The organism is Nitratireductor arenosus, from assembly GCF_009742725.1.
GTDB classification, from domain to species: domain Bacteria; phylum Pseudomonadota; class Alphaproteobacteria; order Rhizobiales; family Rhizobiaceae; genus Mangrovimarina; species Mangrovimarina arenosa.
In genome coordinates this window covers 766109-788767 of sequence record NZ_WPHG01000001.1, presented here as the reverse complement: position 1 = coordinate 788767, position 22659 = coordinate 766109, and the positions used below count along the sequence as shown (strand labels likewise).

The window sequence follows — 22659 nt, the reverse complement described above, 5'->3', positions numbered from 1 at the left end:
TCTGGCGATTGGGTCGTGTTTCCGCCGTATTTCGCCATCATTGGCGCTGCCACGGGCCGTTGGACGGACGGCCATGCCCATCGGGTAACGAAGAATTAACCGCGTTTCTTGGCTGCCGATTAACCCCGACGTGGTTACTGGAGCGTCAAAGAAACCCATCCATTTGCGAAGGAGTGGCGGTCATGCGCCGTATCGCAGCGCTCACACGGAATCCGGCGGCCATCGCGCTTTTCATGGCGCTCGCCGTCGCGGGTTGCGCATCCAAGAAGGTTCCCAACAATCCGGCCGATCTCGGCCTTGGGTCGGCCACGCCCGGCTCGGCCCAAGACTTCACCGTCAATGTCGGTGACCGCATCTTCTTCGATACCGATTCCACGCTGATTAGGGCCGATGCCCAGGCGACGCTAGCCAAGCAAGCGCAATGGCTGAACCAGTACGGCTCTTTCGCCGTCACCGTCGAGGGCCATGCCGACGAGCGCGGCACGCGCGAATACAACCTCGCGCTCGGCGCTCGCCGCGCGGCGGCGGCACGCGACTTCCTGGTGGCGCGCGGCGTCGCGGCCAACCGTATCAAGACGATCACCTACGGCAAGGAGCGGCCGGTGGCGGTCTGCGACGACATTTCCTGCTGGTCGCAGAACCGTCGTGCGGTCACGGTGCTGAACGGCGCCGGAAGCTGACCCGGTCCGGGCCATAATCGATGATCGATCGCGAGGCCGTCGGCCATTCGGGATCGATCATCAAAATTTGGCCGAACTCGCGGGCACTGATATTGTTCGAACGGGCTTTCCGAGCCTGGCAATTCTGCCCCGAAGCGAGACATTGGATGAAACCGAATAGACTAATCTGGGCGGCGGCTATCATGCCGTTCCTATTGAGCGGACCCGCCAGCGCTGGCTCCCCGGCCGGCATGGCACGACCCGACTTCACTTTTGCCGCGACGCAGTGGACGGCTCCGGAACAGGGTCTCTTGCATCGGGTCCAGGCGACCGAGCCGCGCGTCGGCCAACTCGAGGAGCAGGTGCGCCAGCTTACCGGCAAGGTCGAGGAACTGACCTTCATGATCCTGCAGATGCAGGATCAGGTGCGCAAGATGCAGGAAGACAACGAGTTCCGCTTCCAGCAAATCGAGGAAAAGCGCTCCGATGCCGGCGCGACCTCGGCGGAACGACGGACGGCCGATGCAGACCCGCCCAAACACGCCGAACCGCCACGCACGCTGGGCACCATCACCTTCGACGCCGATGGCAATCCGACCGGCGGTGTTGCCGCCAAGGACGACGGGGCTCTGCCCGGAGTGGAGGTTCCAAGGGCCGATGGCGGCGATACCGACGACACCGTGGTGGCCGCCCTGCCGGACACCAACAATCCCGAAGAGCTGTACCGCAACGCCTATTCCTTCATTCTTTCGGGCGATTACCCGACGGCGGAGGCCGGCTTTCGCGAGCATATTGCGCGCTTTCCCAACGACGCCAAGGCACCGGACGCCCATTACTGGCTCGGAGAGGCGCTGCTCGGCATGGAGCAATATCGCAGTGCTGCGGAGGTGTTCTTGAACGCCAGCCGCGACTATACCGATTCGCGCAAGGCGCCGGACATGCTGCTGAAACTCGGCGTGTCGCTGGCGGCTTTGAACCAGCGCGATGTTGCCTGCGCGACCTATCTGGAGATCGGGAAGCGCTACCGCAATATCTCGCCGGCGCTGAAGGAACGGGTGAAGGCCGAACAGGCGCTCGCCGGTTGTTGAGCACGGCCGGCATCGATCCCGACCAACTCTTTTCCGATCTCGTCTTGCCTGCGGCCGGCCCGGTCGTGGTTGCCGTATCGGGTGGCGGCGATTCGCTCGCCTTGCTTGTGCTTCTCAACGACCATTTCAGTCGACACGCGCGCGATCGGGCAATCCTCGCCGTCACTGTCGATCACGGACTGCGCCCTGGAGCCGCCCGCGAAGCGCATCATGTCGGCGCGATATGCGCGCGGCTCGGCATTGCTCATCGCATCCTCGCCTGGCAGGGCGCTAAGCCCGATACCGGACTGATGGCGGCGGCACGCCAGGCGCGTTACGACCTTATCTTCCAGGCGGCGCGGGAGAGCGGAGCGGCGATGATCATGACCGCCCATACGCGCGACGACCAGGCGGAGACGGTCTTCATGCGCCGTGCGCGCGGGGCGGGCCGCGGCCTCGCCGGGATCGCGCCGGCGACGCTGTTGCGCGGCAGGGTATGGGTGATGCGCCCACTGCTCGACATAGCGCGCGCGACCTTGCGTGATATGCTGCGCGGGCGTGGTCTCGCCTGGGTCGACGATCCCAGCAATCAGGATCGCGCCTATGAACGGGTGCGGGCGCGCTCTTGTCTCGCCGCCGATCCCGGCTTGGCGGATGCGCTGGTATCGGCGGGCCGCGCGGCGCAGGGGGAGCGCGTCGCGCTCGGCTTGCGCGCCGCGGCGGTCGTGCGTGATCGTGCGCGAATGCCGGCGCCGGGCCTCGTTCGCCTCGACCCCGATGTCGCCCGGACCGACGACGCGTCCGCTGCCGGCCTTGCCTTGTCCGCCCTGGTTGCGGTGGTGGGAGGGCGTGCCCGACTGGTCGAGGACGGTCGGGCCGACAAACTGTTTGCCCGGCTTGCCGGCGGTCCGGTTCGCGCGACCCTCGCGGGCGCGGTGATCGATGCCCGCAAGACGGGTATCTTCCTTTATCGCGAACTACGCGCGGGCTGGACCGGCGCCGTGCCGGCTCGCGTCGGCGCGCTGTGGGACCAGCGTTACCGGATCGAAACGATCCCTGCCGGCGCGGTCGCGGTGGAAACGCGCGGCCGTGGACGCCCGGGCGGACCGGTGGTCGCCGACCCTGACTGCCCGGCCGCGTTGCAGCGCGCGGCGCTAGCGGGAGAGCCGGTTTTCATGGACGCGGACGGGCGCGACATCGATAACGGCGCGAGCGGATTTGCGCGCGTCGTGTCGCCCTTTGCCTGCTACCTGCCGGTGTTCGATTTCGAGCCGGCCGCCGCGCTCGGCGCGCTGTTCGGCTGCCCGCCTTTGCCGGCACCGCCATTGCGCGGTCACAATGCCGCATAAACTCCTTAACCGAGCCGGAGCCAATCGCTTGGCAACGGGGCAGCCCAACCCTATGTTAGGCCCAACACTGGGCGAGGCACACGCGTCGCCGCATCTGACGCGTACGGGACGCAACGTATGAATCCTAATTATCGCAATCTCGCGCTGTGGGCGATCATCGCCGTCCTGCTGATCGCGCTGTTCAATCTGTTTCAGACCCCGCAGCAGCGCGGCAGCTCACGCGAGATCGCCTATTCCGAGTTCATTCAGGAAGTGTCGTCAGGCCGTGTCAAATCGGTGACGATTGCGGGCGAGCGCATCACCGGCACCTACAATGATGGCGGCGGCGGCTTCCAGACTTATTCTCCCGGCGATCCGTCGCTGGTGACGCGTCTTGAAGAGCGTGGCGTGACCATTAATGCCCGTCCCGAATCCGACGGCACGAATACTTTGTTCGGCTATCTGATTTCCTGGCTGCCGATGATCCTGATCCTCGGTGTGTGGATATTCTTCATGCGCCAGATGCAGTCAGGATCCGGACGCGCGATGGGCTTCGGCAAATCGAAGGCCAAGCTTTTGACGGAGGCGCATGGCCGGGTGACCTTCGCCGATGTGGCGGGCGTCGACGAGGCCAAGGAAGATCTCGAGGAGATCGTGGAGTTCCTGCGCGATCCGCAGAAATTCCAGCGCCTCGGCGGCAAGATTCCGCGTGGCGTGTTGCTCGTCGGTCCCCCCGGAACCGGCAAGACCCTGCTCGCGCGCTCAGTTGCCGGCGAGGCCAATGTGCCCTTCTTCACCATTTCGGGCTCCGACTTCGTGGAAATGTTCGTCGGCGTTGGCGCCAGCCGCGTGCGCGACATGTTCGAGCAGGCCAAGAAGAACGCTCCCTGCATCATCTTCATCGACGAGATCGACGCGGTCGGCCGCCATCGCGGCGCCGGCCTGGGCGGCGGCAATGACGAGCGCGAGCAGACGCTCAACCAGCTTCTGGTCGAGATGGACGGTTTCGAGACCAACGAAGGCATCATCCTGATCGCGGCGACCAACCGGCCGGACGTTCTCGACCCCGCGCTGCTGCGCCCGGGCCGTTTCGACCGGCAGGTGGTGGTACCCAACCCGGACGTTTCCGGACGCGAGAAGATCCTGAAAGTACACGTGCGCAACGTGCCGCTTGCGCCTAATGTGGACCTCAAGGTCCTGGCGCGCGGCACGCCCGGCTTTTCCGGCGCCGATCTCGCCAACCTGGTCAACGAGGCGGCCTTGCTGGCCGCGCGGCGCAACAAGCGGCTTGTCACCATGGCCGAGTTCGAGGACGCCAAGGACAAGGTGATGATGGGCGCGGAGCGGCGCTCGCACGCCATGACCCAGGAGGAAAAGGAGCTCACCGCCTTTCACGAGGCCGGCCATGCGATCGTGGCGCTCAACGTGCCGGCGTCGGACCCGCTGCACAAGGCGACGATCATCCCGCGTGGCCGTGCCCTGGGCATGGTCATGCAGTTGCCCGAGGGCGACCGCTACTCGATGAGCTACAAATACATGATCTCCCGGCTGGCGATCATGATGGGCGGCCGCGTGGCCGAGGAAATCAAGTTCGGCAAGGAAAACATCACCTCGGGCGCCGCTTCCGACATCGACCAGGCAACCAAGCTGGCGCGCGCCATGGTCACGCGCTGGGGCTTTTCCGACAAGCTCGGCCAGGTCGCCTATGGCGAAAACCAGGAAGAGGTCTTCCTCGGCCATTCGGTGGCGCGCCAGCAGAACATGTCGCAGGAAACCCAGCAGCTCATCGACGCCGAGGTGCGGCGCCTGATCGACGAGGCTTACGATTCCGCGCGCAGCATCCTGACCAAGAAGAAGAAGGCCTGGATCGCGATCGCCGAGGGGCTTTTGGAATACGAAACGCTGTCAGGCGACGAGATCAAGCAATTGATCGCCGGCCAGAAACCGTCGCGCGACCAGGGCGACGATACGCCGCCGTCGCGCGGGTCGGCGGTGCCGAAGGCGGGCCATCGCAGCGAAGGCAAGAAGACGGGCGGCGACGAACCCGAAGGGGGCATGGAACCGCAGCCGCAGGGCTGACGCCTGCCCTGCAGGGGAGGCGCAGGTTTTCCCGGTCGTCGACTATCACTGAACCGGCAGCGGCCGTACCGAAGTCTCGGTGCGGCCGTATTGCGAGGCTGTTTTGTCGCCCGGCACGCGATAGCCATTCCATTCAGCCATGAAAGCGGCTAGAAGCGCGCCCGTCCGGCGGGTGCTCGCGCCCTAAATTCAAGAGAGGATTTAACATGGCCAATGTGGTGGTCGTCGGCTCGCAATGGGGCGACGAGGGCAAGGGCAAGATCGTCGACTGGCTCTCGGAGCGCGCCGACCTCGTCGTGCGTTTCCAGGGCGGGCACAATGCCGGCCACACGCTCGTCGTCGACAGCAAGGTCTACAAGCTGTCGCTGTTGCCTTCAGGGGTCGTACGGCCGGGCAAGCTGTCGGTCATCGGCAATGGCGTCGTGTTCGATCCGCACGCTTTTGTCGCCGAAATCGAACGTTTGCGCGAGCAGGGTGTCGATATCGGGCCGTCGCGCCTGAAAATTGCCGAAAACACGTCGCTAATCTTGTCTTTGCACAGGGAACTCGACGGTTATCGCGAAGATGCCGCCTCGGATTCCGGTACGAAAATCGGAACGACCCGCAGGGGCATCGGCCCGGCCTACGAGGACAAGGTCGGTCGTCGCGCCATCCGGGTCATGGATCTCGCCGATCCGGCGACGCTCGCACAAAAGGTCGATCGATTGCTGACCCACCACAACGCGCTCAGACGCGGCCTGGGGCATCCGCAAGCCGAGCCCGGCGTCATCCTGGCCGAGCTTCAGGAGGTTGCAGATAAGGTGCTGCCCTATATGGACCGGGTCTGGAAGATTCTCGACGATGCCCGCCGGGCCGGTGACCGCATCCTGTTCGAGGGCGCGCAGGGCAGCCTGCTCGACATCGACCACGGCACCTATCCGTTCGTGACCTCCTCCAACACCGTGGCCGGTCAGGCCGCCACCGGCTCGGGCACGGGTCCGGGTTCGATCGGCTATGTGCTGGGGATCACCAAGGCCTATACCACGCGGGTCGGGGAAGGACCTTTCCCAAGCGAACAGGACAATGAGGTTGGCGATTTCCTCGGTCAGCAGGGGCACGAATTCGGCACCGTGACCGGCCGCAAACGGCGCTGCGGCTGGTTCGACGCGTTGCTGGTGCGTCAGTCGGTGGCTGTGAACGGCATGGACGGCATCGCTTTGACCAAGCTCGACGTCCTCGACGGTCTCGATGAAATCAAAGTATGCACGGGTTATCGGCTCGACGGTCGTGAGATCGACTACCTGCCCGCCAGCCAGGGCGCGCAGGCGCGAGCCGAACCGATCTACGAGACGCTCGAGGGATGGAAAGACAGCACCAGGGGTGCCAGGAGCTGGAACGATTTGCCGGCCCAGGCGGTCAAATATGTGCGCTACGTGGAAGAGCTGATCGGCGCGCCGGTCGCGTTGCTTTCAACCAGTCCGGAGCGTGACGACACCATACTTGTGACGGACCCGTTTCAGGATTAGTTTGGCGCACCGGCGCGGGGCGGGGACATGGCCGGTTCGCCGCACGAAAAGGAAGGACAGGTCGGCGACGAATGGCAGATTTCGTAGCGGTTCTGAAAAAAACGATCGGGAATCTGGGCGAAACCACGCCCGAAATTCGCGAGAAGGTCTATCAGAAGGCTCGCGCGACGATTGGCGCCAAGCTGGCCGCCATGAATCCGCCGCCGCCTGAGGCCATCGCCGAGCGGCAACGCCAGCAACTCGAAAACGCCATTCGCGAGATCGAGCGGGAATTCCAGGCAAAGGCGCCGGCAGAACCTTCCGATCCACTCGCGGAACTGGACGCGCTTTTTGCCGACCTTTCCAAACCGAAGCCGGACAAGGCCAAATCCGAACCGGCGGCCGCCGTTACGCCGGCGGCGCCGATAGCCAGCCCCAGGCCCGGGGGTGTCAAGCCGGTCGCCGAGGGCGCACCCGCTACCCCGCCCGCCTCGCCGCCTGCGTCAAGCTCGGTTCAAGGGCCGGAGGTCGACGTCGATTTTCAGACGGCGGACAATGCGGATCAGCAGCCGCTGGCCGACCCCGAATTCGCACCGGAAGACGTGCCGCCGCCACCCGCTGACAGGGGTGCGCGGCCGTCATTCGGTCGATGGATCGCGGCCGCCGCGGTGGTGATTCTTGTCGGTGGCGCGGCCTACGCGATGTGGTTGAACAAGGACGGGTTCGCGGGTCTGTTCGGGGAAGGGCAAACCGAAATCGCGGCGCAGGACGCGGGTGAGGAGGCAGTTAGCGAGCCCGTCGCCGAAACGCAGGAACCGCAGCCGGAAGCCGAACCGGAGGAGGAAGCGGCAACGGCGCCGGATCCGGTCGCCCCGGCCGAAACCGCGGCCGAGGAACCGCAGAAATTCACCCAGCGTCTCAACACGGATGGTAGCGAAATCGACGAAGGCCCGGCCGGCGGGGAAACCTCTATCGGCGAGGGTACGTCGATGGCGGCGGCAACGCAGCCCGAGGGCGAGCCGTTGCCGGGCACCGGCGAGGCGGCCGCGGAAGCCGGCGACAATGGCGGCGAGCCGGGCGCGGCCGGCGAGGCGGGCATACCGGTGGCGCAGAAGGCGATCTTCTATGAGGAACGCACGGCCGTCGCGGAAGGAACCGCGGATTCGGGAACGGTGGTGTGGTCACTGGCGCAGGAATCGCCCGGCAACGATCTGCCGCCGGAGCCGGCGATCCGCGCCGAGGCGATTATTCCCGACAAGGATCTGAAGCTGCGCCTGACCATCCGTCGCAACGCCGACCAGACCCTTCCGGCAAGTCATATCGTGGAGCTGATTTTCCTGACGCCGGAGAATTTCGCCAGCGGTCCGATCGACAATGTGCTTAGGATGACGATGAAGGAGACCGAGCAGGCGGCCGGCAATCCGTTGCGCGGGATTCCGGCCAAGATCGCCGACGGGTTCTTCCTGGTTGCGCTCAACGATGCCGACACCGAGGTCGTGCAGAACATGCGCATGCTGCGCGACCAGAACTGGATCGACCTGCCGATCGTCTACAAATCGGGACGACGGGCGCTGGTCACCATGGAAAAGGGCCTGCCGGGCGAGAAGATCTTCGAGGAAGCGCTGAAGGCGTGGGAAGCCGCCTCCAGCGGTTAGATCTTGGAGCGTGGAACGCGTGCCGACCGCGGCCGTTCGATCAGGCTTCGGCACCGGCGTCGATGGTGCGGATTGCCTGATCCTTGCGTTTCGCCGCTGCCTTGACGGCCTCCTGTACCTTCTCGAAAGCACGTACCTCGATCTGACGCACGCGCTCGCGCGAGATGTCGAATTCGCCCGAAAGCTCTTCAAGCGTGAGCGGGTCTTCCGACAGCCGGCGGGCCTCGAAAATGCGCCTCTCGCGCTCGTTGAGGACGCCGAGCGCCTCGCCGAGCATGCCGCGCCGGTTTTCGAGTTCGTCCTGCTCGACCAGGATTTCCTCCTGCGAGCGGCTGGTGTCGACCAGCCAGTCCTGCCACTCGCCCGATTCGCCTTCCGTCGCGCGGATCGGCGCGTTGAGCGAGGCGTCGCCGGAGAGCCGGCGGTTCATCGAGATGACTTCTTCCTCGCTGACGTTGAGCCGGGTCGCGATCTCGCTGACCTGTTCGGGATTGAGGTCGCCGTCGTCGAGCGCCTGGATCTTGCTCTTGACCTTGCGCAGGTTGAAGAACAGTCGCTTCTGGTTGGCCGTGGTGCCCATTTTGACCAGGCTCCAGGAACGCAGGATATATTCCTGGATCGCCGCCTTGATCCACCACATCGCATAGGTGGCGAGGCGGAAACCGCGCTCCGGCTCGAATTTCTTCACGGCCTGCATGAGGCCGACATTGCCTTCAGAAATGACTTCGCCGATCGGCAGGCCGTAACCGCGATACCCCATCCCGATCTTGGCGACGAGCCGCAGATGGCTGGTGACGAGCCTATGCGCAGCCTCCGTGTCGCCATGCTCGTGATAACGCTTGGCGAGCATGTATTCTTCTTCCGGCTGCAGCATGGGAAATCGGCGGATTTCCTCGAGATAGCGGCTAAGCCCGCCTTCTCCCGATACGATACTGGGTAATGTCTGGGCCATAAAGCACCCTCCCTCCGATGGAATTTGCCCCCGAGAACCGGCGGGCCCGTAAGGCGCGGTCGCATAGAAGGCGCACCGCCACCATATAAGGAATATAGGTAGGATTCGGGCGATTTCACGGTCTCTTCCGACCGGAAACGCCAATCACTCTAAAGTGAACAAAAATTATCCACTTTTATGGCGCGCGCAAGCAAGCAGCCAGTTGGGCGAGGTCGTCCGGTAGGGCGGTCTCGAACCGCATGGTTTCGCCGCTTACCGGATGACGAAAGCCGAGCAGGCGCGCGTGCAGGGCCTGGCGCGGGAAGGCGCGCGCAAGATCGCGGGCCGGTTCGGGCAGGCGGTTTGCCTTGGTGCGCAGGGCGCGGCCATAATCCGGATCTCCGATCAGCGGGTGGCCGATATGCGCCAAATGAACCCGGATCTGGTGGGTGCGGCCGGTTTCCAGGCGGCAATCGAACAATGCGGCCACGTCGTCATTGCCGTCGGCCGCGCGATAGCGCTCGATCACCTTGTAGTGGGTGATGGCCTGGCGGGCGTCGGGCCGATCGGACGCAACCACCGCGCGGCGGGTGCGATCGGTTGACGAACGGCCGAGCGCGGCTTCGATCGTGCCCATGTCACGCTCGGGCGCCCCCCAGGCGAAGGCCGCGTAGGCGCGCTCGAGCGTGCCGTCGCGGCCGTGATCGGCAAAGCCTGCGGCCAGGCCGCGATGGGCGATGTCGGATTTGGCCACCACCATCACACCGCTGGTGTCCTTGTCGAGCCGGTGCACGATGCCGGGGCGGCGCACCCCGCCGACGCCCGAAAGGGTGTCGCCGCAATGATGGAGGAGCGCGTTGACCAACGTTCCGGTCCAGTTGCCGGCGGCCGGATGCACGACCATGCCGGCCGGTTTGTCGAGCACGATCAGATGATCGTCCTCGAACAAGATGTCGAGCGCGATGTTCTCGCCTTCGGGGTCGGCGGGTTCCGGTTCGGGCAGGATCAGCGTGACGTGATCATTGACGGCGAGCTTATGTTTGGGCTCCCGCACGATCAGGCCGCCGACCGTGACCGCGCCTGCCTTGATCAGGCCCTGGATGCGGTTACGCGACAACGCGCCGTCCAGCCGGCCGGCCAGCCATTGGTCGAGCCGACCGCCGGCCGCCTCGTCCTCGACGGTCAAGCTGCGCTCGTCGCCGGCGCGCATATCCGCGTGACTTTGCCTCACGTCGCCGCCTCTTTCCATCTAGTGGTGCCTCGGCTATCAGTGGCGCTCGTCAAGATCGACCGTCCGCTACGGAAACACCGTCCATGGAACGACCGCAATTTCCCACCGAGGAGGCCGATGAAAAGCCGCTCGATCCGGCTGCCGAAAAAGTGCGCCGTAAGCTGGTCCGATTCGTCGCCGTCAACCTAGGTATCCTGTTCGTGGCCGTTATGGCCGTGCTGGGGGCGGTTGTCTACAAGGTGAGCTTTTCCGGCAACGCGCCCCAAACCGCGGGCGACAGCCCGGTTCCCGCGCCCGCTGACACGCCGTTCGTGGAGGCCGAAATTGCGCTGCCGGCCGGCGCTCGGATCCTGTCGCAGTCGTTATCGGGCGAGCGGATCGCGCTGCACGTCGCCCTGCCGGACGGGCAGGTGGCGATTTTCGTCTACGATTTGCGCGGACGCCGGCTTTTGGGCCGCTACGATATCCGCGTACAGTGAGCGCCCGGTGCCGGCGCTGGGAGAAGATGGCGCCCGGGTTCTGTTGGCCAAGGCCACGGATGCGCGCCAGGCGACGCGGATCGGCGACCAGACGGGCGGGCGGGTGTTCCTGTTCCTCGAGACCGACGATTTCGACCGCGATTATCGCCGCATGCGCGCGGCCGGCGTCGCCTTTCGCGAGGCGCCACGGCGCGAAGATTATGGTGCGGTAGCCGTTTCGAAGACCTTTACGGCAATCTGTGGGATCTGATCGCGCCGCGCCGCGACTGATCCGGCAGGCCGTGCAACCGGCCCGCGCCGCGCCCGCGACAGAAATGTCGATTGGCCATTGCGCGATGTTGCATTTATTCGTGCGAAGGCCTATATCGGCGCGGTTCCGGGCTCCCATCGTCTAGTGGTCTAGGACGCCGCCCTCTCACGGCGGAAACAGGGGTTCGAGTCCCCTTGGGAGTACCATTTCCTTTTCATTTCATGGTCTTACGGTGCGGTTCGCCAATCAGGCGAATTTCGCGATGTCGCCGAGCTGTGTCATTCGCTCGGCAGTACCAGGGTAAAAACCTCGATCTCGGCGCGCAGCCGGGCCACCAGCTTGTCCGGGTCGGCGGCGTCGGCGAAGCGCAGCTTGAACAAACCGCCCGGAAGCGGGCCGTCGACGATGCGTCCGCCCGACCGGTCAAGGAAGGCGGCGAACGCGGTCATGTCGAGATCGGGCGCGAACTGGACGAGTACGGCCAGTCCAGCGGCTTGCGCGTCGTCGTCCTCCTCGCTGGCGACGGTGAAGCCGCTCCCGTCCGCGCCCGGGCCGAGCAGGGAGACGATGAGCCCGGCCTGAACCGCGATCAGAACGGCGGCGGCGAGCGCGGCCACGGCCAGCCGCGGTGGCGACAGAAGCTGCGACAGCCAGGCGCCGAACCGGGCCGCCGGTCCCGCGCCGGACGGACGGGCAGGTGCCGACTCGTGGGCTTCTGAGGGGTGTGGCGCGGCGTTGAGCGCGGCGTCGAAGCGCGCCGCCATCGAGGCGGGAACCGCGTCTTGCGCGATCAGCTCGAGCGCGGCATCGCGATCCTCGCGCACAAGAGCGAGGCTATTGGCCAGATCCGAGTCCGCTTCGAGGGCGATCTCGACGCGCCGCCGCTCGTCTTCCTCGAGCGTGCCGGCCGCGTACCACGGCAGCAGCAACTCCAGTTCCTCGCGCTCGTGGCGTGTCAGGGTCTTTGTCATGGCCAGCCTCTATCAAGCCCCGCTCGCGCCATCAGCGCCGAAAGGTTTTTGCGGGCGTAAAACATACGCGTCTTGACGGTTGCCTCGGCGATGCCGACGATGTCGCTGATCTCCCGGACGGATTTCTCCTGGTAATAGACCAGGTCGATTACCTCGCGGTGTTCGGCCGAAAGCTGCTCGATACAGGCACGCAACCTCTTGCCCTTGTCCGCCTTCTGGGCGGCGACTTCCGGCGTATCGCCCGGTTCCTCCCAGTTTTCCAGCGCGGCATCGGAATCGACCGTCTGCTTGCGGCGTCTCAGCGCCGAGAGTGCCTTGTAGCGAGCGATTGCGAGCAGCCAGGTCGAAACCTGGGCGCGACCCTCGAACGTGCTGCCGCCCTTCCACAGGTCGATGAAGACGTCGTTGACCAGATCCTCGGCCGTGGCGCCGTCGCGGGTCAGGCGCAGCAGATAGTGATAGAGGCGCTTGGAATGGCGCGCGTAAAGCACCTGCATGGCCGCGCGGTCGCCCGTGCCGATCCGGCTCAACAAGACCGTATCCGTTTCCTGCGCACCCTGCATCGGCGTGGCTGGCCCTCCCGACGGTCGGCGGCTGTCGCGACCGCATGAGCGTATCGGTGCAGCCTAGCCGATGTTTTGGTCCAGGTGAAACATGCGGCGCCTTCATGGCCGGTCTCCGATCTGTCGCGACGTCAGGCCCGCCGGGATCGGCGGGACTGACGCCGGTCTTGTCCGTATTCAGCGCGAAATATGGATACCGAAACCGCCGATACCGAAGGTGATGACGGTACGGGTGCCATTGCCATTGCCGATCGCGGTGATGCTGGTGCCGGTGCGTCGGTCGTAGGAACTGGCCCACGGCACGCTGCGGCGCTTGCCCTTGCGAACGATGGGCTTGCGGTGCGGAACGCGCTTCACGACCTTGCCACGCTTGTTGCGGTGGGTCTCCACGCGCGAACCGTCGCGGCGGCCGCGCGAGGTGACGGTCGAGCCGTCGGGATTGTGCATGCGGGCAAATGGCAACCCGGCGCCATCGCGGGCATAGGCTGCGCCGGGTGCGACAGCGGTGGCGATGAGACCGGAAACGATCGCGGTGGTGAGAAATTTGGTCAGCATGGTGTCCTCCAGGGTTTGCTTTTCGCCAGGCCCGAAAGCCATGTCCGTTGGTCGCAACGACGCGGCAAAAGGTTCACAATCCACGGAGAAAAACCGCGATATCCTTTAAGGATTTGAATTTTCTATAAAAATAATGCAGGCGCTGCGTGCGGCCATGAGGCCGGTTCCGGTGTGGCGGTGCGGTTCAGGACCCGAATTGGCTTATCGCGGTGCCGGCGTCGGGCAGGCCGGCGCCGTAGATAGGGTCGACGCCCGGGTCGCCGAGGTCGTGCGAGGACGCAGTTAGTGCGTCGAGAAGCTCGGTTGCCGACAGGCCCTTGGCGCGGCCGAGCAGCAGTGCGGCCAGGCCGCTGATATGGGCCGCGGCCAGCGAGGTGCCGGACGACACGACGTAGCGGCCGCCCGGTGCGATGCCGAGAATTTCCACACCGGGCGCGGCGAGCGCGACATAGTCGCCCCGATTGGCCTTCGCGAAGACTGCGTCGTTGCGGTCGGTCGCGGTTACCGCGATTACGCCGGCATAGGCGGCCGGGTAGAGCGGCGGCGCGTCGGGACCGGCATTGCCGGCGGCCGCAACCGCGATCATGCCGCGCTTCTCCATGCCGGCGACGCTGCGCGCGATCAGCGGATCCTTCGGGCCGGCAAAGCTCATATTGACCAGCCGCGCTCCCCATTGATGCGCACGGTCGATGGCCGCGGCGACCCGCCACGAACTGCTGTTGACCGCGCCGGAATGCGCGTCGACATCGAAGGCGGCAATGCCGAGCATCCTCACGTCCGGTGCGATGCCGCGCAACGTGCCGCGCGAGGCGATCAGTGCGGCGATGGTGCTGCCGTGCTGGTGCGGCTCCGGGGCATTGCCGGTAACGTCGGCGGTTTCCACCGAGGCCGCCTCCAGTTCGGGATGGGCGACGTCGATGGCCGAATCGATCACGGCAACCGGCACGTCCTTGCCGGTCGTGACGGCCTGGGCGGCCTCGATCGCCATCTTGGTGAGCGCGTATTGCGGGCCGCCGGACGCGGCGGCAGCAGCCTGGGCCAGCTCGTAGAGATAGTTGGGCTGGGCGTAGACCACCGTTGGATCGGCCTCCAGGGCGGCGATCACCGTTGTGACCGGCGAGCCGCCGACAATGGCGTAGCGATGAACGGTGATGCCGGCAAGCGCGAAGGTTCGACCCTCGATATGGCGCAGATTGAGGCGCCGCACCAGAGCGTCCATCGCCGGTTGCGCGGCGGCAAGCCGGTAACGCACGATCACTTCGTCGGCGACGAAGCGGGTTTCGCCTGTGGGCGGGCTACCGCTTGGCGCGGTTTCGCTGGGTACACGTGCCCGGGTCTTGCGCCGCGTCGGCTTGCGCGTGGCGCTGCGCGGCGTCGTCGCCTTCTTGCGCGTGGTTTTTGCCGGTTGGGCGGCTGCCGGGGCTTTTCTGGTTTCGACTTTTTTCGGCTTCGGTTCCGGCGTCGCCTGCTGCCGGGGATTGACGAGCAGCGCCCCGTCGCGGGCGGTGGCCGTCGAACTGTGCCAGAACACGAGAACGAGCCCGACGACGATGGCGAGCACAAACGCTAACGCGTGGCGGCGAAGGCCGGCTGGCGAGGTCTGAAGCATGCGACAAGCGTCCTGCTTCCTTGTTCGTTGCAAGCCTACTCCATCTTGGCCGCCGATAGAAGCGCCGCGGGGATGGATTTACATCGCAACGCGAACTGCGTAGGCCAAGGCCTGCCCTCCAGCGGACTTGGCCCATGCAGCGCAACGCCTATTTCCTGCTTTTGGCGACAACCCTTTTCTGGGGCGCCAATGCCGTCGCCGGCAAGCTGGCGGTGGGCCACGTGTCGCCGATGGTGCTGACGGCGCTGCGCTGGGCGGCGGCCTTTCTGGTACTTTTCTGCGTCGGTCACCGGCGGTTGCGGGTCGACTGGCTGTTGGTGCGGCGGCATCTCGCCGTGCTTTTCCTGCTCGGATTTTTTGGCTTCACCTTGTTCAACGTTGCGCTTTACACCGCCCTTGCCCATACGAGCGCGATCAATGTCAGCATCGAGCAGGGCGGCATTCCGATGTTCATTTTTCTGCTTAACTTCCTGGTCTTCCGCGTGCGCGTCGCACCGGGGCAAATGATCGGCTTCGCCGTTTCGGTCGCCGGTGTCGTTATTGTGGCGAGCCACGGCGCGCCGGCGCGGCTGCTGGCGCTGGAACTCAATATCGGCGATGCGCTGATGCTGGGCGCGGTGCTTGTTTATGCCGGCTACACGGTCGCGCTGCGCTTCCGGCCGGCGATCCACTGGCAGAGCTTCATAATGGTCCTGTCGGCCGCTGCCTTCTTGGGAACCCTGCCTTTCGTGGCCGCCGAACAGGCTTTCGGGGCGCTGGTCTGGCCCGACGGGAGAGGGTGGGCGTTGGTCGCCTTTATCGCGTTGTTTCCGTCGCTGCTTGCCCAGGTCTTTTACGTGCGCGGGGTCGAGCTGATCGGGGCGAACCGCGCCGGGCTGTTCGTCAACCTGGTGCCGATCTTCGGAACGGTGCTGTCGATCCTCGTGCTCGGCGAGGATCTGCGCCCCTATCACGCCTTGGCATTGGCGATGACGCTCGGCGGTATCTTCATCGCCGAGCGCTCGGGGCGGCGCCTGGCCCGTTCCCCGGCCGAGCCCTGAGGCGTGGCCGGCGTCAGCCGCCGTTGATGTCGAAATGCAGCGGCTTGGCCGAGTCGATCTTGGGGTTGGCGCGCAGCTCGGCCAGAACGGCGTCGGGGATCTGCGCGTCCAGATAAAGCAGCGCGATCGCGTCGCCGCCTGCCCGGTTGCGGCCGAGCTGGAAGTTGGCGATGTTGACCTCGCCCTTGCCCAACACCGATCCGAGCAGACCGATGATGCCGGGCGAGTCCTGGTTGGTCGTATAGAGCATGTGCTCGCCGACCTCGGCCTCCAGATTGATGCCCTTAATCTGGATGAAACGCGGCTTGCCATCGGAAAAACAGGTGCCGGCGATCGTGCGTGTCTTGGTCGGCGTCTTGACGGTGAGCTTGATATAACCGTCGAAGACGCCGGACTTGTCACGCCTGATCTCCGACAGGATGACGCCACGTTCCTTGGCCATGATCGGGGCCGAGACCATATTGACGTCGGCGACTTGTGGTCGGATCAGACCGGCCAACGCCGCGCTGACCAGCGCGCTGGTGTTCATGGACGCGGTCTGCCCGTCGAACAGGATCTCGACCTCCTTGATCGGATCCTCGGTCACCTGGCCGACAAAGGTGCCGAGCACTTCGGCCAGCTTGATGAACGGCTTGAGTCGCGGCGCTTCCTCCGCGGTGATGGAGGGCATGTTGATGGCGTTGGTGACGGCGCCCTTGACCAGATAATCCGACATCTGTTCGGCAACCTGCAGCGCGACGTTTTCCTGTGCCTCGCTGGTGGCGGCGCCGAGATGCGGGGTGCAGACCACGTTATCGAGGCCGAACAGCGCGTTTTCGGTGGCCGGTTCGGCCTCGAAGACGTCGATACCGGCACCGGCGACCTTGCCGGATTTCAGTGCCGTCACCAGGTCGGCCTCGACGATCAGCCCGCCGCGGGCGCAGTTGATGATGCGCACGCCGTCCTTCATCTTGGCGATAGACTGCGCGTTGATGATGTTGCGGGTCTTGTCGGTCAGCGGTGTATGCAGGGTGATGAAGTCGGAGCGGGCAAGCAGCTCGTCGAGATCCACCTTTTCGATGCCGAGTTCGACGGCGCGCTTCTCCGACAGGAACGGATCGAAGGCGATCACGTGCATTTTCAGGCCGACGCCGCGGGTCGCCACGATCGAGCCGATATTGCCGCAGCCGACGACGCCGAGCGTCTTGCCGGTGATTTCCACGCCCATGAAGCGGTTCTTTTCCCACTTTCCGGCCTGGGTGGAGGCATTGGCCTCGGGGATCTGGCGGGCGACGGCGAGCATTAGCGAGATCGCGTGCTCGGCCGTGGTGATGGAATTGCCGAAGGGCGTGTTCATGACGATGATGCCGCGGCGCGAGGCGGCGGGGATGTCGACATTGTCGACGCCGATGCCGGCGCGACCGACGACTTTGAGGTTCGTGGCGGCCGCGATCAGCTTGGCCGTAACCTTGGTCGCGGAACGGATGGCGAGGCCGTCATAGTCGCCGATGATCTCGAGGAGCCTGTCCTTGTCCTTGCCGATATCGGGCATGTAGTCGACCTCGACGCCGCGATCCTTGAAGATCTGGACGGCGGTCGGGGACAGCTTGTCGGAAACGAGCACTTTGGGCATGGGTTTTCCTTCCGGTTGGCCGGCTCTTCCTGCGGAAGAGGGATCGCGTGGCGACCCTGCGGCGCGGGTTCCGTGGTCGATGTGGAGGGCCGCCGCCGGCCGGGCCGGCGCGGCGGCAGCGCGGTCAGGCGGCTGCCTTGAGCGCGGCTTTCTGGGTGGCGAAGGCCCAGTCGAGCCAGGGCATCAGCGCCTCGAGATCGGCGGTCTCGACGGTCGCGCCGGCCCAGATTCTCAAACCCGGCGGCGCGTCGCGATAGGCGCCGATGTCGTAGGCGATACCTTGCGTGTCGAGCAGCGCGACCATGGCCTTGGCAAAGGCGGCTTGTTTGTCGGTGTCGAGCGCGGTCACCTCGGGGTCGACGATCGACAGGCAGACGGAGGTGTTCGACCGTGTCTCGGGCACGAGGGCCAGATGCGCGGCCCAGGCCGAACTTTCGACAAAGGTGTCGATGACGGCGAAATTGGCGTCGGCGCGGGCGACCAGGCCGTCGAGCCCGCCAACCGACTTCGCCCAGCCGAGCGCGTCCAGATAGTCGGCCACGCACAGCATGGAGGGTGTGTTGATGGTCTCGCCCTTGAAGATGCCGTCGATCAGCTTGCCGCCCTTGGTCAGGCGGAAAATCTTCGGCATCGGCCAGGCGGGCGTGTAGGTCTCCAGGCGTTCGACGGCGCGCGGCGACAGGATCAGCACGCCGTGGGCCGCCTCGCCGCCCAACGCCTTTTGCCAGGAGAAGGTGACGACATCGAGCTTCTCGAAATCGAGACGCTGGGCGAAAGCGGCCGAGGTCGCGTCGCAGATGGTCAGCCCCTTGCGGTCTGCGGGAATGAAGTCGCCGTTCGGAACGCGCACGCCCGATGTGGTGCCGTTCCAGGTGAAGACCACGTCGCGGTCGAAATCGATCCGCGAAAGCTCGGGCAATTCGCCGTAATCGGCCTCGATGCGGCGCACATCGTCGAGCCTGAGCTGCTTGACCACGTCGGTGATCCAGCCGGAGCCGAAGGATTCCCAGGCGACCATGTCGACGCCGCGCGCGCCGAGCAGCGACCACAACGCCATCTCGACCGCGCCGGTGTCGGAGGCCGGTACGATGCCGATCATGTGGTCAGCCGGCACCTGAAGCACGTCGCGCGTGAGCGTAATCGCCTGTTGCAGCGCCGCCTTGCCGGGTTTCGATCTGTGGGAGCGTCCCAAAGTGGAGACGTCGAGGGCGGCTGGTGACCAGCCGGGACGTTTCGCGCAGGGACCGGAGGAGAAATTGGGATTTTCCGGACGGAGTCCGGGCGTGGGGTATGTCGTCATCGCGTTCCTATCCTTCCAGATAGCTCGCCCCTCGGTGGGGAGGGGTGGCCCACGGACGGCGATAGAGCCACGAGACGGCGACGTCAACATAAAAGCGCGGGGCATATGCGGGGATTTTTTTGCGCGCGGCATTATAGACAACGAAAAACGGCGGGGTGACCCCGCCGTTTTCAAGATCATATTCGGCGTCCGGCGCTACCAGAGTTCGTAGCGCACGCCCACCCTGATTTCGTGGTTTTCAAGCCCGCCATCGGTGCCTTGCACGCCGACTGCGCCGGCGGTCGCGGTTGCCGCATCGAAGCCGAACATCGGGCCACCCTCGATCTTGGAGTAACGATAACCGACATCGAGTTTCAGCACGTCGGAAATGTCGTAGGCCATGCCGGCCATCAGCGCGTAGGTGAAGCGCCAGCTCTTTTCGCCGGGATGGGTGGTGCTCGACAGATAGGCCTGCGGCGGCGGACAGGCCGCGGCGCCGTCGACGCAATAGGTGTCGTTGTTGAGATCGGCCCAGCGCAGATAGGTATAGCCGACGCCGGCGCCCGCATAGGGCGTGAAGCCGGCATAGGTGCCGAGATCGACGTAACCGTTGGCCATCAAGGACATGCCGTTGTAGCGCGCGCTGTCTTCCGACCGGCAGGTCGTTCCGGCATAGGCAGGATTGGCGACGGGATCAAGGCACGGCACGGCGGCCACGGTGGTGCCTTCGAACTTGCCCTGGAAACCCTCGATCACGCCTTCGGCACGGAACCATTCATTGAACCGGTATCCTATGCCGCCGCCATAGGAAAAGCTGGTGTCGACCGAACCGGTGGCGAAAGTCGACTGGCCGTATGTGCCGGCGATAGCGTTGAATGTGCGGTAATCGAACGATCCGGGGGAACTGGTGGACACGGCATAGCCGATATCGCCGCGCAGATACCAGCCCGACCCGACCTCGACGGGCACGTATTCGGGCGCCTCCTCGACGAAGATCGGCGGGTCGTAGTCGGCGGCATGGACCACCGGCGCAAGCGCGACCAGCATGGTCGCTGCGCCGGCCAGCAGGATGGGTTTAAGCAGTTTCATGGGCCTCACTCCGGTTGCGCGGGGTCGACACCGTCCAGATGCGGCCGCCGGTTCGTGAAGCATTGTTAACTATAGTGGTTAAATGCCGGTTAAGCATAAGACGGATCGCGCATTGGTCTGCCGCCCACTTGCAGGCAGCCTGTTGGGCACGAAAAAACCGCCCGGCGCGGGCCGGGCGGTCTGGATGGTCGGTCTTTTGAAACGGTCTATTTGTAGACCGGCGGCTCGATCGGGATCGGCTCGTAGGCTGGCGGCGGCGGCGCGCAGCGGCTCGATCCGCCGAACTGGTAGCGCAGGCCGCCACGGACCTCGTGGACGTCGATGCCCTCGTCGAAGCCAGGACCGGCAACGGGCGCGTATTCGAACATCCGCCCGCCATTGACGCGGGTGAAGCGATAGCCGGCGTCGAGTAGGACGTTGTCGGTCAGGCAGTAAGAAGCACCGGCCATCAGTGCCCAGGCGAAACGCCATTCGTCGGTGCCCTCGTGCACCGTGGTGACGCCGCCGACCGTGTTGTTCAAATCATCCCACTTGATGCGGGCGCCGCCGATACCGGCGCCGACATAGGGCGTGACGCCGTTCCAGGTGCCGAATTCGGCATAGGCGTTGGCCAGAAGCACCAGCGCGGAGTAGGAGGACTCGTCCACCGATTGGCAAGGCAGGCCGCCGCAGAAACCCGACGTCTGGCCGGTGAATTTGGACTTCGCCCAGTAGTCGATGGTCAGGTCGGTGCGGAAATATTTGTTGGCCTGGTAGCCGACGCCGGCGCCGAAGGACCACGCGCCGCGCAGGTCGCCGAAATCGAAACCACCATAACCGGGCGGGCTGTAGGTGACGTAATCGGCATCCTTGAAGTTCGACCAGTGATAGTCGATGTCGCCGCGAATGTACCAGCCGCCGGAATCGACTTCCTCGTAGACGACAGGAGGCGGGGGCGCCTCTACCACCGGCGGATCGTAGAAATCGGCCGCGGAAGCCGCGGTGGCGCTGCCGAGAAGAAGCGCGCCGAAGAGCGTTAGCCTGGCAGGCTTTGTCATGAGGATCACCCTTAGCGTTTCCCGACAGCGTGAGGCCGGGTTCGATTGAACTCGACCGGGATAATGAATCGGAAAAGTTAAGGCCGGCTTAACCCTGCTTCTTTACCATGAAAGCATTGCATTCGAAGCATTGGCCTTGCTTGCCGATGTAGCCGGAAAGGTCAACTCGCTTCTTCGTGGTAGATACAGCTGCCGCGATCCCATGACGGTCGGCGCATAGCCAAGACGGGCCGGAACGGTTGGCCGGCTACGGTGGGCAAATGCGCGGACGCGGTTTTAGGCTGCGGTCTTGGTCTCGCCGATCACACCGACGATATCGTCGACGACGGTCTCAACCAGCGAGGGATCGTCGCCCTCCGCCATCACGCGGATCAGCGGCTCTGTTCCCGACGGCCGGATGACAAGGCGGCCGGTCGCGCCGAGCCTGTCCTCGGCGTCGCGGATCACCGCGCGGACCTGATCGGTTTCAAGCGGCTTGCCGCCGTTGAAGCGAACATTCTTGAGGATCTGCGGCACGGGTTCGAACTTGCGGCACACTTCGCTGGCCGGACGATCCGAGCGCTTGATGCAGGACAGGACCTGAAGCGCGGAAACCAGCCCGTCGCCGGTGGTGGAAAAGTCGGACAGGACGATGTGGCCCGACTGCTCGCCGCCGACATTGAAGCCGTGCGCGCGCATGTGCTCGACGACGTAGCGGTCGCCGACCTTGGTGCGGTGAAGCGAGAGGCCCTGGTCGGCGAGATGGCGCTCGAGGCCGAGGTTGGACATCACGGTCGCAACCAGCCCGCCGCCGGCCAGCCTGCCTGCCTGGTGCCAGGAGTCGGCGACCACCGCCATGATCTGGTCGCCGTCGACGGCGGCGCCGGTTTCGTCAACGATCAGGACCCGGTCGGCGTCGCCGTCGAGCGCGATGCCGATATCGGCTTTCAACTCCTTGACCTTTTCGCAAAGGCTTTCGGGATGGGTCGAGCCGCAGCCGGCATTGATGTTGACGCCGTTGGGCTCGTCGTGAATGGCGTAGACTTCGGCGCCGAGTTCCCAAAGGGCGGCCGGCGCGACCTTGTAGGCGGCGCCGTTGGCGCTGTCGATGACGATACGCATGCCGGCCAGCGAGACCGAACGCGGCAGGGTGCGCTTGGCGAATTCGATGTAACGATCGTGGACGCCGTCGATGCGCTTGGCCCGGCCAAGTCCGTCGGAGTGGGCCAGTTCGGCGGCCAGGTCGCGGTCCAGCATGCCCTCGATGCGCATTTCGATCTCGTCGGAGAGCTTGTAACCATCCGGCCCGAAGAGCTTGATGCCGTTGTCGTGAAAGGCGTTGTGCGAGGCCGAAATCATCACGCCGAGGTCCGCTCTGAGCGAGCGCGTGAGCATGGCCACGGCGGGCGTCGGCACGGGCCCGAGCAGGAAGACGTCCATGCCCGCGGCGCAGAAGCCGGCCACGAGGGCGTTTTCGATCATGTAGCCGGACAGGCGCGTATCCTTGCCGATCACCACGCGATGGCGATGATCGCCACGCTGGAATGACAGGCCCGCCGCCATGCCGACTTTCATGGCGACATCGGCGGTCATTGGAAAGGAATTGGCTTTGCCGCGGATACCGTCGGTACCGAAATAACGTCTCGACATGTCGTCGAAGTCCCCACCTCGAATAGATTCGCGCCCCAGCCTCCGTTTGCCATAGGCATTGCGAGTAAGGGAATCACATTATGTGAGAAAATGTAACCGAATATTGGCGGTC

The 22659-nt window shown here is 65.0% G+C and carries 20 protein-coding genes and 1 tRNA gene; 10 read left to right on the top strand and 11 right to left on the bottom strand.

The features are described from left to right. The first annotated feature begins 182 nt into the window (after positions 1–182). The 6 genes from pal (at position 183) to GN330_RS03705 (ending at position 8272) form a co-directional block, all read left to right on the top strand. A complete protein-coding gene (pal, locus tag GN330_RS03730) occupies positions 183–680 on the top strand; it encodes a peptidoglycan-associated lipoprotein Pal (protein WP_156711304.1) in 498 nt (165 codons plus the stop codon). Between the two features lie 230 nt (positions 681–910). Next, the gene (gene ybgF, locus GN330_RS03725; RefSeq protein ID WP_246188487.1) at positions 911–1747 is read left to right on the top strand and encodes a tol-pal system protein YbgF; all 837 of its coding nucleotides are present in this window, start codon (positions 911–913) and stop codon (positions 1745–1747) included. After that, the gene (gene tilS, locus GN330_RS03720; protein WP_197435023.1) at positions 1741–3075 is read left to right on the top strand and encodes a tRNA lysidine(34) synthetase TilS; all 1335 of its coding nucleotides are present in this window, start codon (positions 1741–1743) and stop codon (positions 3073–3075) included. Before ybgF ends, tilS begins: the two co-directional genes overlap by 7 nt. Positions 3076–3192: 117 nt before the next feature. Continuing rightward, positions 3193–5133 carry an ATP-dependent zinc metalloprotease FtsH gene (ftsH, locus tag GN330_RS03715; protein ID WP_156711302.1) on the top strand — a complete coding sequence of 647 codons (1941 nt, stop codon included), beginning with the start codon at positions 3193–3195 and terminating at the stop codon, positions 5131–5133. 206 nt (positions 5134–5339) lie between these two features. Then, the gene (locus tag GN330_RS03710; RefSeq protein WP_156711301.1) at positions 5340–6638 is read left to right on the top strand and encodes an adenylosuccinate synthase; all 1299 of its coding nucleotides are present in this window, start codon (positions 5340–5342) and stop codon (positions 6636–6638) included. A gap of 71 nt (positions 6639–6709) precedes the next feature. Next, positions 6710–8272 carry a hypothetical protein gene (locus tag GN330_RS03705; RefSeq protein WP_156711300.1) on the top strand — a complete coding sequence of 521 codons (1563 nt, stop codon included), beginning with the start codon at positions 6710–6712 and terminating at the stop codon, positions 8270–8272. A 40-nt stretch (positions 8273–8312) separates the two neighbouring features. Here GN330_RS03705 and rpoH read toward each other — a convergent pair whose 3' ends face one another. Then, the gene (gene rpoH, locus GN330_RS03700; RefSeq protein ID WP_156711299.1) at positions 8313–9224 is read right to left on the bottom strand and encodes an RNA polymerase sigma factor RpoH; all 912 of its coding nucleotides are present in this window, start codon (positions 9222–9224) and stop codon (positions 8313–8315) included. A 175-nt stretch (positions 9225–9399) separates the two neighbouring features. Continuing rightward, the gene (locus GN330_RS03695) at positions 9400–10413 is read right to left on the bottom strand and encodes an RluA family pseudouridine synthase (RefSeq protein WP_156711930.1); all 1014 of its coding nucleotides are present in this window, start codon (positions 10411–10413) and stop codon (positions 9400–9402) included. A 104-nt stretch (positions 10414–10517) separates the two neighbouring features. Between GN330_RS03695 and GN330_RS03690 the strand changes: the two genes are divergently transcribed. The 3 genes from GN330_RS03690 to GN330_RS03680 all read left to right on the top strand — a co-directional run bounded on the left by GN330_RS03690 (position 10518) and on the right by GN330_RS03680 (position 11369). Continuing rightward, positions 10518–10913 (top strand): fimbrial protein, encoded by a 396-nt coding sequence (locus tag GN330_RS03690; protein WP_156711298.1) that lies wholly within the window; start codon positions 10518–10520, stop codon positions 10911–10913. 7 nt (positions 10914–10920) lie between these two features. Continuing rightward, positions 10921–11163: a VOC family protein gene (locus GN330_RS03685; protein WP_197435022.1), complete on the top strand. Its 243-nt coding sequence runs from the start codon at positions 10921–10923 to the stop codon at positions 11161–11163. Between the two features lie 130 nt (positions 11164–11293). After that, a tRNA-Glu gene (locus GN330_RS03680) sits at positions 11294–11369 on the top strand. A 72-nt stretch (positions 11370–11441) separates the two neighbouring features. On the opposite strand, the gene GN330_RS03675 is transcribed toward GN330_RS03680, so the two are convergent. The 4 genes from GN330_RS03675 to GN330_RS03660 all read right to left on the bottom strand — a co-directional run bounded on the left by GN330_RS03675 (position 11442) and on the right by GN330_RS03660 (position 14861). After that, a complete protein-coding gene (locus GN330_RS03675; protein WP_156711297.1) occupies positions 11442–12134 on the bottom strand; it encodes a hypothetical protein in 693 nt (230 codons plus the stop codon). Beyond that, the gene (locus tag GN330_RS03670; RefSeq protein WP_156711296.1) at positions 12131–12697 is read right to left on the bottom strand and encodes a sigma-70 family RNA polymerase sigma factor; all 567 of its coding nucleotides are present in this window, start codon (positions 12695–12697) and stop codon (positions 12131–12133) included. Before GN330_RS03670 ends, GN330_RS03675 begins: the two co-directional genes overlap by 4 nt. A gap of 177 nt (positions 12698–12874) precedes the next feature. Then, positions 12875–13252, bottom strand: coding sequence for a hypothetical protein (locus tag GN330_RS03665; RefSeq protein ID WP_156711295.1), 378 nt, complete (start codon positions 13250–13252; stop codon positions 12875–12877). 184 nt (positions 13253–13436) lie between these two features. Next, complete coding sequence (locus GN330_RS03660; RefSeq protein ID WP_156711294.1) at positions 13437–14861, bottom strand: S8 family serine peptidase; 1425 nt, start codon at positions 14859–14861, stop codon at positions 13437–13439. A 134-nt stretch (positions 14862–14995) separates the two neighbouring features. Here GN330_RS03660 and GN330_RS03655 point away from each other — a divergent pair, with 134 nt between their 5' ends. Beyond that, positions 14996–15901 (top strand): DMT family transporter, encoded by a 906-nt coding sequence (locus GN330_RS03655; protein WP_156711293.1) that lies wholly within the window; start codon positions 14996–14998, stop codon positions 15899–15901. A 13-nt stretch (positions 15902–15914) separates the two neighbouring features. Here the strand turns inward: GN330_RS03655 and serA are convergent, their stop codons facing one another. The 5 genes from serA to glmM form a co-directional block, all read right to left on the bottom strand. Further along, positions 15915–17513, bottom strand: a complete 1599-nt coding sequence (serA, locus tag GN330_RS03650; protein WP_156711292.1) for a phosphoglycerate dehydrogenase — start codon at positions 17511–17513, stop codon at positions 15915–15917. Between the two features lie 124 nt (positions 17514–17637). Then, the gene (locus GN330_RS03645; protein WP_156711291.1) at positions 17638–18813 is read right to left on the bottom strand and encodes a phosphoserine transaminase; all 1176 of its coding nucleotides are present in this window, start codon (positions 18811–18813) and stop codon (positions 17638–17640) included. Positions 18814–19008: 195 nt separating this feature from the next. Next, the gene (locus tag GN330_RS03640) at positions 19009–19881 is read right to left on the bottom strand and encodes an outer membrane protein (protein WP_156711290.1); all 873 of its coding nucleotides are present in this window, start codon (positions 19879–19881) and stop codon (positions 19009–19011) included. A 206-nt stretch (positions 19882–20087) separates the two neighbouring features. Continuing rightward, the gene (locus GN330_RS03635; RefSeq protein WP_156711289.1) at positions 20088–20918 is read right to left on the bottom strand and encodes an outer membrane protein; all 831 of its coding nucleotides are present in this window, start codon (positions 20916–20918) and stop codon (positions 20088–20090) included. 276 nt (positions 20919–21194) lie between these two features. Continuing rightward, positions 21195–22547, bottom strand: a complete 1353-nt coding sequence (gene glmM / locus GN330_RS03630) for a phosphoglucosamine mutase (protein ID WP_156711288.1) — start codon at positions 22545–22547, stop codon at positions 21195–21197. Between the last annotated feature and the right edge of the window lie 112 nt (positions 22548–22659).